The 13813-nt window shown below is 45.7% G+C and carries 16 protein-coding genes; all 16 read right to left on the minus strand.

Translation table 11 applies throughout. The features are described from left to right. Position 1: 1 nt before the first annotated feature. Positions 2-1510: a F0F1 ATP synthase subunit alpha gene (atpA, locus tag KYJ26_RS00710; RefSeq protein ID WP_098351508.1), complete on the minus strand. Its 1509-nt coding sequence runs from the start codon at positions 1508-1510 to the stop codon at positions 2-4. Positions 1511-1537: 27 nt separating this feature from the next. Next, complete coding sequence (locus KYJ26_RS00715; protein ID WP_219165465.1) at positions 1538-2074, minus strand: F0F1 ATP synthase subunit delta; 537 nt, start codon at positions 2072-2074, stop codon at positions 1538-1540. Beyond that, on the minus strand, positions 2071-2595 hold the full coding sequence (gene atpF, locus KYJ26_RS00720; protein WP_219165466.1) for a F0F1 ATP synthase subunit B: 525 nt from the start codon (positions 2593-2595) through the stop codon (positions 2071-2073). The genes KYJ26_RS00715 and atpF overlap by 4 nt, the downstream gene beginning before the upstream one ends. 144 nt (positions 2596-2739) lie before the next feature. Then, positions 2740-2952: a F0F1 ATP synthase subunit C gene (gene atpE / locus KYJ26_RS00725; protein WP_032086923.1), complete on the minus strand. Its 213-nt coding sequence runs from the start codon at positions 2950-2952 to the stop codon at positions 2740-2742. A gap of 77 nt (positions 2953-3029) precedes the next feature. Continuing rightward, the gene (atpB, locus tag KYJ26_RS00730) at positions 3030-3743 is read right to left on the minus strand and encodes a F0F1 ATP synthase subunit A (protein WP_219165467.1); all 714 of its coding nucleotides are present in this window, start codon (positions 3741-3743) and stop codon (positions 3030-3032) included. Between the two features lie 22 nt (positions 3744-3765). Continuing rightward, positions 3766-4140 carry an ATP synthase subunit I gene (locus KYJ26_RS00735; protein WP_219165468.1) on the minus strand — a complete coding sequence of 125 codons (375 nt, stop codon included), beginning with the start codon at positions 4138-4140 and terminating at the stop codon, positions 3766-3768. A gap of 6 nt (positions 4141-4146) precedes the next feature. Then, entirely contained in the window at positions 4147-4368 is a 222-nt protein-coding gene (locus KYJ26_RS00740) for an AtpZ/AtpI family protein (RefSeq protein ID WP_098438721.1), read from the minus strand. Between the two features lie 646 nt (positions 4369-5014). After that, positions 5015-6166, minus strand: coding sequence for a non-hydrolyzing UDP-N-acetylglucosamine 2-epimerase (wecB, locus tag KYJ26_RS00745; protein WP_219165469.1), 1152 nt, complete (start codon positions 6164-6166; stop codon positions 5015-5017). Positions 6167-6184: 18 nt separating this feature from the next. Continuing rightward, positions 6185-6814, minus strand: coding sequence for a uracil phosphoribosyltransferase (upp, locus tag KYJ26_RS00750; protein ID WP_219165470.1), 630 nt, complete (start codon positions 6812-6814; stop codon positions 6185-6187). Positions 6815-7228: 414 nt separating this feature from the next. Beyond that, a complete protein-coding gene (locus KYJ26_RS00755; protein ID WP_079533936.1) occupies positions 7229-8470 on the minus strand; it encodes a serine hydroxymethyltransferase in 1242 nt (413 codons plus the stop codon). 394 nt (positions 8471-8864) lie between these two features. Then, positions 8865-9407 (minus strand): TIGR01440 family protein, encoded by a 543-nt coding sequence (locus KYJ26_RS00760; RefSeq protein ID WP_219165471.1) that lies wholly within the window; start codon positions 9405-9407, stop codon positions 8865-8867. A gap of 12 nt (positions 9408-9419) precedes the next feature. Further along, on the minus strand, positions 9420-9863 hold the full coding sequence (gene rpiB, locus KYJ26_RS00765; RefSeq protein ID WP_219165472.1) for a ribose 5-phosphate isomerase B: 444 nt from the start codon (positions 9861-9863) through the stop codon (positions 9420-9422). A gap of 117 nt (positions 9864-9980) precedes the next feature. Continuing rightward, positions 9981-11264 carry a methyl-accepting chemotaxis protein gene (locus tag KYJ26_RS00770; RefSeq protein WP_219165473.1) on the minus strand — a complete coding sequence of 428 codons (1284 nt, stop codon included), beginning with the start codon at positions 11262-11264 and terminating at the stop codon, positions 9981-9983. An 18-nt stretch (positions 11265-11282) separates the two neighbouring features. Continuing rightward, positions 11283-11720: a low molecular weight protein arginine phosphatase gene (locus KYJ26_RS00775; protein WP_219165474.1), complete on the minus strand. Its 438-nt coding sequence runs from the start codon at positions 11718-11720 to the stop codon at positions 11283-11285. 140 nt (positions 11721-11860) lie between these two features. After that, positions 11861-12415, minus strand: a complete 555-nt coding sequence (locus KYJ26_RS00780; RefSeq protein WP_219165475.1) for a manganese efflux pump MntP — start codon at positions 12413-12415, stop codon at positions 11861-11863. A gap of 108 nt (positions 12416-12523) precedes the next feature. Then, the gene (locus KYJ26_RS00785; RefSeq protein WP_374939744.1) at positions 12524-13564 is read right to left on the minus strand and encodes an L-threonylcarbamoyladenylate synthase; all 1041 of its coding nucleotides are present in this window, start codon (positions 13562-13564) and stop codon (positions 12524-12526) included. Positions 13565-13813 lie beyond the last annotated feature (249 nt).

The raw sequence follows: 13813 nt of genomic DNA on the forward strand, positions 1-13813 counted from the left end.
CTTATTCAGACTTGATGAACGTCTTCTTGAATTCGTTGATCGCAGCTTTCATTGCATCGTCTTCAGGAAGACCTTTAGTCGTGCGAATATGGTCTAACAGTTCCGTATGGTTGTGATCTAACCAGCTTAGAAGTTCAGACTCGAAACGACGGATATCTACTACTGGAATATCATCTAGAAGACCTTTTGTCAGTGCGTAAAAGATCATTACTTGTTTTTCAACTTTAAGTGGTTTGTTAAGATCCTGCTTCAGTACTTCTACTGTACGCGCTCCACGATTCAGTTTCGCTTGAGTCGCTTTATCAAGATCTGATCCGAACTGAGCGAATGCTTCAAGCTCACGGTAAGCCGCTAAGTCAAGACGTAGCGTACCGGATACTTTCTTCATCGCTTTGATTTGTGCAGATCCACCAACACGTGATACGGAAAGACCCGCATTGATCGCCGGACGTACACCGGAGAAGAATAGGTCAGATTGTAAGAAAATCTGTCCGTCCGTGATGGAGATAACGTTTGTTGGGATATAAGCGGAGATATCTCCTGCTTGTGTTTCAACGAATGGTAATGCTGTGATGGAACCGCCACCTTTAGCATCACTCAATTTCGCCGCACGCTCCAGTAAACGAGAGTGCAAGTAGAATACGTCACCAGGGAATGCTTCACGGCCTGGAGGACGACGTAGTAATAGGGAAAGCTCACGGTAAGCAGAAGCCTGCTTAGAAAGATCATCATAGACAACAAGAACGTGCTTGCCGTTATGCATGAACTCTTCACCCATTGTGATACCAGCGTAAGGTGCTAAGAATAGCATTGGAGCCGGTGATGCAGCTGATGCCGTTACAACGATTGTGTAATCTAGGGCACCGTGCTTACGTAGGGTTTCAACCGCGTTACGTACTGTTGACTCTTTTTGACCAATGGCAACGTAGATACATACCATGTCCTGGTCTTTTTGGTTAAGGATCGCATCGATGGCAACAGATGTTTTACCTGTTTGACGGTCACCGATGATCAATTCACGTTGTCCACGACCGATTGGAACTAACGCATCGATCGCTTTGATACCCGTTTGAAGTGGCTCGTGTACGGATTTACGATCCATAACACCAGGTGCTCCACTTTCAATCGGACGTGTTTTCGTTGTTGCAATTGGACCTAATCCATCAACTGGTTGTCCAAGTGAGTTTACTACACGACCAACTAGTTCTTGTCCTACTGGTACTTCCATGATACGTCCAGTACGACGAACCTCATCGCCTTCACGAATGTCAGTATATGGTCCGAGAATGATGATACCAACGTTGTTTTCTTCTAAGTTCTGTGCCATACCCATGACACCGTTAGAAAATTCAACAAGCTCTCCAGCCATGACATTGTCGAGGCCATGAGCACGAGCGATACCGTCACCGATTTGGATAACTGTACCTACATCGCTTACTTTCATCTCAGACTGATAGTTTTCAATTTGCTTTTTTATCAGCGCGCTGATTTCTTCCGCCTTGATGCTCATGAATTTCACCCCTCATTTATACGAAAGTTAACGAATTAGTTCACGCTCAAGACGAGTCAATTTACCTTGCAGGCTTCCATCATAGATGCGTGTCCCGATCTGGACCTTGATGCCACCCAGTAAATTTTCGTCTGTCACATTGGTAATTCTTAATGATTGTTTTCCGACTTTTTTTGCAAAAGAAGACGACAATGCTGTTTGCTCATCTTCCGTTAACGGACGTACAGAGTACACTGTCGCATCTGCAATTCCGCGTGCTTCGTTTGTCAATTCAATGAATGCCTCAACCATTCCTGTGATTTCGCCCGTACGGTGACGGTCCGTCATCAGCATCAATGTATTCAAGACATACGGGGAAGCTGTAGAAAATGCTTCCTGAATCAATGACTTCTTCTTATCTAACGTAAGCTTAGGATTTTCAAAGAGAACCGTTAATTCGGCATTCTCAAGGAAAACCGCTCTCACTGTACGAAGCTCTTCTTCGATTCCTTCAAGCTGATTATGTTCTTGGGCAATCTCGAAAAGAGCTAACGCATAGCGCTTTGCAACTGTAGAGTAGCTCATCGCTCTTCCCCTACCTCTTGAATATAATCGTTAATTAACTTCTGTTGATCATCAGCTGAAAGTTCTTTCTCAATGACCTTAGAAGCAATAAGTACTGATAAAGATGCAACCTGTTTCTGGAGTGCAGCCACAGCTTGTTCTTTTTGTGTTTCGATCTCGCGCTTTGCAGATTCTTTCAATCTCTCTGCCTCTTGACGAGCAGTTGCGATGATCTCTTCACGTTGTTCAGAACCTTGTTTCTTAGAGTTTTCAATCATAGATTGTGCTTCAAGGCGAGCTTCTTTCAGAAGTTTCTTTTGCTCTTCTAAAATATTGTTAGCCTCAGTGCGGCTCTTTTCAGCTGCCGTGATTTCACCGGCGATGTGGTCTTCACGCTGTTGCATGATCCCCATTAATGGACCCCAGGCAAATTTCTTAAGAAGCGCCATTAGGATAAGGAACATGATCAGTTGGAAAACGATATCCCCAGTGTTCAGGCCAGCATGAGCTGCCTCACCGATAACGAATGCGTTAGTTAACATACTCGATTCACTCCCTTCAAGAATCGATTGGATCGTATTTTTTATAAATGAACCATTCTTGCAAAGAATCTATTCTCTAGTACATAGGAATGGCGAAGATAATCGTCAAGACGAACTTCGCCATTTAACATGTGTCAGTTTCTATTAGCTTCCTAGTGCGATGAAAGCGATAACTACACCGATGATTGGAAGTGCCTCAACTAGTGCGATACCGATGAACATTGTTGTTTGTAAAGTACCACGTAATTCCGGTTGACGTGCAATTCCTTCTACTGTACGACCTACGATAAGACCGTTACCAATACCTGCTCCTAGTGCTGCTAAACCAACTGCAATTGCTGCTGCGATAAGACTCATTCTAAAGTTCCTCCTTTAATGTATAAGAAAAATATTTTTTACATATATGTTTGTCCACCGTAATGAACAGGTATATATTAATGGTCGTGGCTTACTTTGTGAGCCATATAGACCATTGTTAACATACAGAAAATGAAAGCCTGGATCGATCCGACAAACACCGAGAATCCTTGCCAAGCAAGCATTGGTGCGATAGCTCCGATCGTTCCGCCGATACCACCGTTAACGGCAAGACCCGCAAGTAGTGCAAGCAGGATTTCACCGGCATAGATGTTACCGTAAAGACGAAGACCCAATGTAAGAGTGTTTGCAAACTCTTCAATGATTTTTAGCGGGAATAACCACCACATCGGCTTGAAGAAATCCTTCCCGTATTCGCCAAATCCCTTTAATCTGATTCCATAGAAATGGGACAGTACCACGACCATAACCGCAAGGGTCATCGTGATGGCAGGATCGGCTGTAGGTGATTTCCACCATAATTCACCGTCATATACGACAGAGAATGGCAGACCCAGCATATTGGAAACAAAAATATACATGATAATCGTGAGACCTAAGATATGGAAACGGCCACCCGTCTTCCAGTCCATGTTGCTCTTAATGATCCCTTTAACAAAGTCCATGACCCACTCGAAAAAGTTCTGCATACCGGTAGGCTTCAGGGCTAAGCGACGTGTAGATAAGAGGGCAATAATAAACACTATGGCCGTTGCGACCGTGATCATCAAAACGTTCGCAAGGTTAAAAGTCAAACCCAGAAAATCGGTTGTAGGTGCTCCATGATTCAAAATACTTCACCTCTCTTCCCCGCTATTTATTAGTTTTGAAACTGCTGAAAAAATAATCTATCATAATGACAATATAGGTCGTCATTAATCCAATAATAAGACTTAGGAGATGAAATGTTTCTGGAAATCGTGTGGCAATGATGACTCCAAGGGCGGCTGCGGCCATACGGGAAGTGGTTCCTAACGATCTCACTTTTTGCCCGGCTACCACTGCGTCCCCGAACTTCGAGACCCGCTTGGTCATGCCCCAGTGCATATAAAGACTTAATAATGTCCCTAAAATTAACCCTAAGAATACTGATTTGTGGGTGGTGAATCCCCAACCCAGGACGTAAATAGATAGCACATAAAGTATGTATTTCCGCTGTCTATTAAACATTTGATGGAGTTCCGGCATATCTTATTATTCTCCTAAGAAGAAATGTCGTACAGTTCGAAGCATCGCATAAATTCCTGCGGCGAGACCGAGGAGTAATCCGATGATTAAAAAGAGTGGTGCTGAATCAACCTGCTGATCGATCCATCTGCCAAGGAAAATCCCGACCAGGATAGACCCGACAAGCTGTGCCAAAATGGCCGAATAAATCGCCATCGCTTTATATGGGCTTTCGTTTTTTTGACCCATTTCAACCTCTCCCATTCAAACGAAATTTGAACATGAGGCAAGCATTTCAGACATGATGCAAAACCGATTGCATAAGGGTTTTCGCATTGTGAAAACCTTATCATTTTACATCCTTTGTAAGCATACAATAGGGCTTAATCTATGTCAATGCGTTCAAGTTAAAAAGTTCACAACCTATCCACGTGTTTCTATATTGTTCACATTTTCAACACATTTACTAGAAAAGCGTAGCCGACTGCTCAGGCCCGACAAGCATAAGATGAATATGCCGGAAAGGCGCTCTTTGCCTTTTTGGCATATTTAGCTTATGACCTCGAGGGACTAGGAGGCGCAGCTGGACACCACGAAAGGCGTAGGCGGGTTGGTCTGGAGCGACAAGCATAAGATCAATTGGCTTGACTATGAAAATTGCGCCTCAATCCAGAGACATAAAACTTCTATAGTACCGCTTCCCTACATACTCGCTAAAGTATCAATCTCATAGACACCCTACTTCACATGCCCCTCCATTATATAGAAGATTCCCTTATTGAGTAACCCTTGAATTTAATGTAAATACTTCCAACTGACTTCAAAATACTTTCGTTTTAAAGAATAAAGGTCCGTCCCTCAAAAAGTTGTTTGAGGGACGGACCTTTATTAATGGTTATTCGTTTGGATCGAAGGATTTCGGACGTTCGTCCAGGTGACCGAACTGGTAGCGGATCGCTTGGGTGATCCGGTAGGAAGCCTGTCCATCTCCGTATGGGTTTGTTGCTTTGGACATTTTAGCATGTGCTTCCGGATCTGTCAGAAGTTCTTTTGCAAGCTTGTAGATGTTTTCTTCTTCGTTTCCTGCAAGCTTCAATGTCCCGGCTTCAATTCCTTCAGGACGTTCCGTTGTATCTCGAAGGACAAGAACCGGAACTCCCAATGAAGGTGCTTCTTCCTGAACACCGCCTGAGTCAGTTAGAATCAAGTGAGCTCGGGATGCGAAGTTATGGAAGTCGATTACATCCAGTGGTTCAATCAGATGGATACGCTTATCGTCTCCAAGTACTTCATCCGCCACTTCACGAACGGCAGGATTCAAGTGCACCGGATAGACAACCTGGATATCATCATGCTCTTCCACTAATCGTTTAATCGCGCGGAACATGTTACGCATCGGTTGACCGAGGTTTTCACGACGATGTGCCGTCAACAATACCAAACGGTCATCTCCAACTTTTTCCAATACGTCATGATGATACTCGTCTTTTACCGTCGTTTTCAACGCATCGATCGCTGTATTTCCAGTGATGAAAATACCCTCTTCTTTCTTATTTTCGTTCAGAAGATTCTGGGATGATTTTTCAGTAGGAGCAAAATGAAGATCTGCCATGACGCCTGTCAGCTGACGATTCATCTCCTCTGGGAACGGTGAATATTTATTCCAAGTTCTTAGTCCGGCTTCGACATGACCGACAGAGATCTGATTATAGAAAGCGGCAAGGCTTGCAACGAATGTTGTCGTTGTATCACCATGGACAAGAACAATATCCGGCTTTGCTTCTTTCATAATTTTATCGAGACCTTCCAGTCCGCGTGTCGTTACATCGATGAGTGTTTGACGATCTTTCATGATGTTCAAGTCATAATCAGGCGTGATATCAAAGATATTCAAAACCTGGTCCAACATTTCACGGTGTTGAGCAGTTACTGTCACAATCGTTTCAAAGTCATCTGGATACTTTTTCAATTCCAGTACAAGTGGAGCCATTTTGATGGCTTCCGGCCTTGTTCCAAAAATCGTCATTACCTTGATTGGATTCGTCATTTTTTCGCCCTGCCTTTCTTATTTCGTTCCGTACAAACGATCTCCTGCGTCCCCTAAACCAGGAACGATGTAGCCTTTTTCATTCAGCTTCTCATCAAGAGCGGCGATGAAGATATCAACATCAGGGTGTGTTTCCTTGATGGCATCTACACCTTCTGGGCATGCGACTAAGCACATGAACTTGATGCTGACAGCACCGCGTTTCTTCAATGAATTGATGGCTTCAACGGCAGATCCGCCTGTCGCAAGCATCGGATCCACCAGGATGAAGTCACGCTCTTCCACATCACTTGGAAGCTTTACGTAATATTCAATCGGTTTAAGAGTCTCAGGGTCACGATATAACCCGACATGTCCCACTTTCGCAGCCGGGATCAACTTAAGGATTCCATCGACCATACCAAGACCGGCACGTAAGATAGGAACAATCCCTAATTTTTTACCTGCAAGGGTCTTCGCTTTCGCCTTGCTCACCGGCGTCTCTACATCAATATCCTCGAGTGGCAGATCACGTGTGATTTCAAAGGCCATCAGTGTTGCAACTTCGTCTACCAGTTCACGAAATTCCTTTGTTCCTGTTTCTTTATCACGGATAAACGTTAACTTATGTTGGATCAACGGATGATCAAATACATATACTTTGCCCATTCGACTCTCTCCTTTAAATTCAGTTTTATGTAAAAATGGTTCTTCCACTTCATTTACACCTCAGACTATTGTACATAAAAGACTATTTAAGAGCAACATGAGATGGGAAGTGTAATGGAATCGTTAGAATTGAGAAGATTGGAGGTGGGATTAATCCCCATGATGGGGGCTTAGTTCATTTTTGACTCAGTCTATGGAGATACAAGTACAGGGTGTGGCAGTGATTGCGTCATTTTCAAGTTTTTTGCGTCATTTCAGGTGGGAATTGCGTCATTATTCTTTTATTTGCGTCGTTTTTTCATTTATTGCGTCATTTTACTATCTAATTGCGTCTTTTACCACATTACGGTAAATTAACTACAAAAAAACCTCTGCACCAGGAACATCCATCCCTAATGAAGAGGTCATCATCTATTATCTTTCAGGATATAATTCAAATTTGCTTGTTAAATCCAACACACGCTTGCGTGCTTCTTCCAATTTTGCTTCATCTTCGTGGTTTTTAAGAGTCAACGCCATGATCGAAGCAATTTCGTCCATATCCTCAAGTCCGAAGCCTCTTGACGTAACAGCCGCTGTCCCGATACGGACACCACTTGTAACAAATGGGCTTTCCGGATCGAATGGAATCGTATTTTTATTAACGGTAATCCCGATTTCATCAAGGACTTTCTCCGCCACTTTACCAGTCAAGCCAAGTGAACGAGTGTCGATCAGTAAGAGATGGTTATCAGAACCGCCTGATACTAAATCGATTCCTTCCTTCACAAGACCTTCCCCTAAACGCTTCGCATTGTCGATGATGTTCTGCGCATACTCTTTAAACGAGTCCTGCAGAGCTTCACCGAAAGCAACAGCTTTAGCCGAGATGACGTGCATAAGCGGTCCGCCTTGGATGCCAGGGAAAATAGACTTGTCTATCTTCTTCGCAAACTCTTCTTTACAAAGAATCATACCGCCGCGAGGTCCGCGCAATGTTTTGTGAGTGGTTGTCGTTACGAAGTCTGCATACGGAACCGGATTCTGGTGAAGTCCAGCCGCTACAAGCCCAGCGATGTGAGCCATGTCCACCATTAGGTATGCTCCCACTTCGTCTGCGATTTCACGGAATTTCGCAAAATCGATCGCTCTTGGATAGGCACTTGCTCCCGCTACGATCAGCTTTGGCTTGTGCTCTAACGCTTTTTGTCTAACATCTTCGTAATTGATCAGGTGCTTCTCTTCATCTACACCGTACTCTACGAAGTTATATTGAATTCCACTGAAGTTGACCGCACTTCCGTGAGTCAGATGTCCCCCATGAGATAAGTTCATTCCAAGGACCGTATCGCCTTGTTCAAGGATCGTGAAGTAGACTGCCATATTCGCCTGTGCTCCTGAGTGAGGCTGAACGTTGACATGTTCCGCTCCAAACAGTTCTTTCGCACGGTCGCGGGCCAGATTCTCGGCTACGTCCACATGCTCACAGCCACCATAATAGCGGCGACCTGGGTACCCCTCTGCATACTTGTTCGTCAGCACGGAACCTTGTGCTTCCATAACCGCTTCACTGACAAAGTTTTCAGACGCAATTAACTCGATCTTCGTTCGTTGACGCTCTAATTCATCTTGAATCGCTGCATAAATTTCCGGATCTTGCTTGGCAATCTTACTCATACATATCCCCCTTTAATTCATAGGCCCAACTGCTCTCAAAGCCTCTTTGATTCATTCAATCCCATTCTAACACGATTCACTAAAAGGCGAAATAAAAACCTCTAGTCAAAACGTAACGTTCGTGTTTAGAGACCCTTTTGAGGGACGGACCTCATGTGAGTGAGTTCACAATTATTCACCCGCGCCAACCACTCCCTTGCAAACAGCTTCACAACTACCTTTTTATGAGAACGACTCACCCCCAGAAACTACTAACGCTCTTTCAAGTCCACCCCGGATTCTCCTTATTAAACATCAATCACCCCTTATCCCACTTAATCGTTCGGCTTTGACACCCCGTTTTCCGCCAAAACCAAAATAAAGGTCCGTCCCTCAGGAACGAACCTACAATGATTTATTCGTAGACGGCACGTGTGCCGCCGATGAGTTTTGGCCTTGTTTTAGCCAGGGTGATGTGTGCTTCGCCGAGGCTTTTTTGGCTGACTCTGATCGGGACGGCTACGTGTTTCAGGTGCATGCCGATGAAGGTGTCGCCGATGTCGATACCGGCGTCGGCTTTGATGTGCTCGACCATGACGGGATCACGGAAGGAATGATAAGCCTGTGTCGCCATCGCCCCTCCTGCTTTTCGGACAGGGACGACGGTGACTTCATCGAGACCCCGCTTTTCAGCGACTTCCCTTTCAAGGACGAGTGCCCGATTTAGGTGCTCACAGCATTGAAATGCCAACGAAACGCCCAACGCATCCGCCCATCCCTTCAACTCGTCATAGATCATTTCCGCGACTTCGATCGTTCCAGAAGTACCGATGCGCTCCCCCATCACTTCTGAGGTGGAGCAGCCAACAACGAATACTTGTCCTTTTTTCATCGGAACCTGATCGCTGAAATCTCTCAGGATCGTCTGCAGTTCTTCTTTCAATTGAGCGATTTCCATGAAACCCACTCCTTATTGTTTGTCTTCGTAAGCCGTGATCTTCCCTACTCGATTTGCGTGGCGGCCGCCTTCGAATTCCGTACCGAGCCACGTTTTGGCGATTTCACGTGCCAATCCTGCTCCAATTACGCGCTCACCCATGGCCAGCATATTGCTGTCATTATGTTCTCGTGTCGCTTTTGCGCTGAATACGTCATGTACAAGGGCACAGCGAATCCCCTTTACTTTATTGGCAGAGATGCTCATGCCAATCCCCGTTCCGCAGATCAGGATGCCCCGGTCGAATTCCCCGCTTGCCACTTTTTCCGCAACAGGCACGGCATAGTCCGGATAGTCGACGGATGTTCCGCATTCACAACCGAAATCCTCGTATTCCAAACCTAATTCTTCTAATAATGATTTGATTTCTTCCCTGATATTCATGCCACCGTGATCGGATGCAATTGCGATTTTCATATTCTCCCACTCCCCATAGCCTTTGATACGTTTTATTTTGCCACATCCTCTTCATTATATAAAGCTTTTCAGCATGAAAAAACGGGTATGAGGTCCGTCCCTCATACCCGCTTTTCTTTATAAATGAAAACGTGTTATCGTGCTTTTGAGTGATTCCGCCTGCTCCTTCAGATTCAGAGCCAGCTTCTCCACGTCATTCATGACGACGGCCTGCTCTTTGGTGGAAGCCGATACTTCCACTGCTCCCGCGGATGTTTCTTCTGCGATGGCGGCAACTTCCTGTGACTGCTGGGAAGTGAGCTGGATGCTGTCCATCTGCTGGTCGACCAGGACGGAAATATTTTGTACGGCATCCGCCACTTCATGGATGGTTTTGGTCATCGTTTCGATCATTTCATTGGTTTGTGTTCCTTTTTGCGCTTCAGAGTTTGCAGAGTCAACCTGGGTCGTGATCTGTCCTACGACATGCCCTACCTCGGTTTGAATGTTTTTGATGAGCTCCGAAATGCCTTGAACCGCTTTTCCACTTTCGTCTGCGAGTTTCCGGACTTCCTCCGCCACGACGGCAAAGCCTTTCCCATGTTCCCCGGCACGTGCCGCTTCAATGGAAGCATTCAATGCGAGTAGATTAGTCTGGTTCGCAATATCCCCTACCAGCTGGATGATCTGCTCCACCTTTTTCGCATTGTCCTCAAGTCGGCGCACGGCGTCTAAGGAAGCTTCATTTCCTTTTGCCAATCGGCTGATGCCTTCCACGAGGGAATGGATCACTTCTTTACTGCCCTGCAGCTCTGTCACCATATTCTTCGACATATGCTCGGATGATTTGGAATGATTCTGAACTTCCTGTGCAATCCGGATGACATCCTCCACCGATTCAGCCGTGGATTGAATCGCCACAGCCGAGCTTTCGGCCCCCGCTGAAATTTCGCTGATCGTCCTTGAAATCGAATCCGCCTGAGTGGACGCAATTTCCGATGCTTTCGACAGCTCAATCACATTCGTGTTCGTTTTGTTAAAATTGTCATCGATACTGGATACCATGTCCCGCAAATTATGCAGCATACGGTTGAACGCCAGTGCCAGTGAACGGATTTCATCATCGGACTTCGGTACATCGACCTCGATGGCAATGTCCCCTTCAGCCGCTTTTAACGCCACCTGCTCCAGACGCTGTAGCGGTTTAACGATGAATCCTGCGGCAAAAAACGCAAGCACCGCGGACCAGAACACACCCATGCCGAGGGTCATGATCGTGAACCACAGTTCGTTCATATCCGGTGCAAAAGCAGGTTTGATTACATAAATAAAAAGTGCACTTGTCGTATACGTTACCACGGCAAGAAGCGTGATAAAGAAGACCAATTTCTTTCTAAGCCCCGATTTGTAGCTTTTCCCCATCTTTCTCTCTCCCTGTCTCTAGCCAAGCTTTTTCATTAACTCGTCAATCAATGAATCCAATTCTCTGTATGTATGTCTATAGATGTCCACGCTTCCCCCATAAGGATCCGACACATCCAAATCAGCGGGATCTTCAAGGACGAACTCCTTCAACGTGAAAATTTTATCCGCCACATGTGGATATTGATTCACGATCGCCCGCTTATGATTCGATGTCATCGTAAAAATATAGGAAGCCCAGTCCAAGTTCTCCTTTGACAGTGAACTCGATTGGTGTCTATGTATTATATCGTTCTCTTTCAGCACTTCTTTAGCCTGAAATGAAGCATCATTTCCGTCCATGGCAAAAACACCGGCAGATTTCACCTCGAATCTGTCTTTTCCCTTATGCTTCAGAACCGCCTCTGCCATGGGACTTCGGCACGTATTTCCCGTACAAACAAACAAAATATTCATCACGTCACCCTCCTTAAAGCCTATTATAAAATATTTTCCATCCCGTCCATAGACCATTCACGATTTATACAAAAAAAGACAAGCGGAGGCGGAGCTAAACAAAAAAAGCCCACCCCCGAGGGACGGACCTCAAATTTTATTTATATCGGCAGCAGCAGCTTCACCCCGAACGCAAACAGAATACTTCCTCCAAGCGCCTCGCTGTACGTTCCAAGCACGCCCTGAAATTTTCGGCCGATCAATAATCCTGACCACGTCAAAATGGTAGCGGCTATCCCGAAACAGAATAGGGCGACGGCTGTCCTTGCCCCGAAGATGCCGAGGGTCAATCCGACTGAAAAGCTGTCCAGGCTTACACTCAACGCAAACAGAACCAAACCGAAGCCCACCGGCGAAATAAGGGTCGTGTCCTCTTCCTTGAAGCTCGACATGAACATCTGGATTCCAAGGACGATGAGCAGTACACCGCCTGCGTATGCGGCAAAGGATCCGAACGTTTCCGAAAGAAATTTCCCCGTCATCATGCCAAGGAGCGGCATCCACACATGAAAGATCCCGACAACCAATCCTATATAAAAGACCTGCTTCAATCTCAGCTGAAACATTCCCATCCCGATTCCAATCGAAAAGGCATCCATCCCAAGAGCAAATGCCATTAACATCAAGGTCATCAATTCGCCGATAATCGTTGTCATTTATTTTTTTCCTCCTCCGGACATGCCTACAGAACATGCTTATGCACGTCCAAAAGGAAATAGAATATAAAATAAAAGCCCCTATGAGAGACCATAGGGGAACAACATTTATCTTTTTAAGACCCGGTGACCCGCCGCCTTCTGAAGCCGGTTCATGATCGCAAGCCCGACTCCTTCTTCCGGGAACATCTCAGCAAAAATAATATCCACATCACTTCTATTAAAAGCACGCAGCGTATCGTAGAGATGCTGTGCCACTGTGTTCAGATTATCCCTCCGACCAGCGGAAAGGATGAGATCCGCTTGATAGGCACCAACAAATTCCTCTGTGGTCAGGACGCCGACTTTCTTGCCTTCTTTCCTTTTTTCATCAACGAACCGTTGCACATCTTCCCTTGTTCCGTCCACTAAATAGACAGGGGCGTCAGGGGCATAGTGGGTGTATTTCATCCCCGGGGATTTCGGTGCCCCCTTGCCTTCTTTCAAGGAAGGATCCACTTCCACTTTCCCTACCACTTCTTCCAGCTGTTCTTTCGTGACACCGCCTGGTCGCAAAATCACAGGCACGTTTCCTGTGCAGTCCACTACTGTCGACTCCACTCCGACACCCGTTTCGCCTCCATCGACGACACCTGCAATCCGACCTTCAAGGTCATCGATCACATGCTGAGCCGTTGTCGGACTTGGTTTACCGGAACGATTCGCACTCGGGGCAGCAATCGGGAGACCCGCTGCCTCAATGATCGAAAGGGCAACGGGATGGTCCGGCATCCGGATCCCTACAGAGTCGAGTCCTGCCGTCACCTTCCCGGAAAAGACGCCTTCCTTATTTTTAAAAATGATCGTTAAAGGACCTGGCCAGTACGCATCGATAAGCTTCGCCGCATCCGCAGGAATGTCCGCCACCAGTCCTTCCAGCTGCTCCTTATTCGATATGTGGACAATCAGTGGATTATCAGACGGACGGCCCTTCGCTTTAAAGATTTTCTCCACTGCCTCGTCCGATGTGGCATTGGCACCCAGCCCATAAACGGTCTCTGTCGGAAAGGCCACCACCTCATTTTGTTGAAGAATCCCCGCTGCATCCACAATTTGTGGATAACTTTTGTTTTTATCCACATCACTTTCCACAATCCAATGTTTCATCATATATGTCATCCACCTTTATCTATCCAAACTGCATCTGTGTATAAATCCTGACTTTACAAGTTTCTTTACTTTTGAAAGTATAAAAGAAACCCCGACAATTCTCAAGTATTATCCACAAACTGCGAATAAACCGTCGAGGATTGTGGATAAACCTGTGGATGGTGTGAATAATTCTGAAAAAAGAGACAGTTATCCTCATCTCGCATTTTGTCGAAAGTTCAACGCAAAAAACCGGACCATTTTATGAAG

The organism is Rossellomorea orangium, from assembly GCF_019334305.1.
GTDB lineage: Bacteria > Bacillota > Bacilli > Bacillales > Bacillaceae_B > Rossellomorea.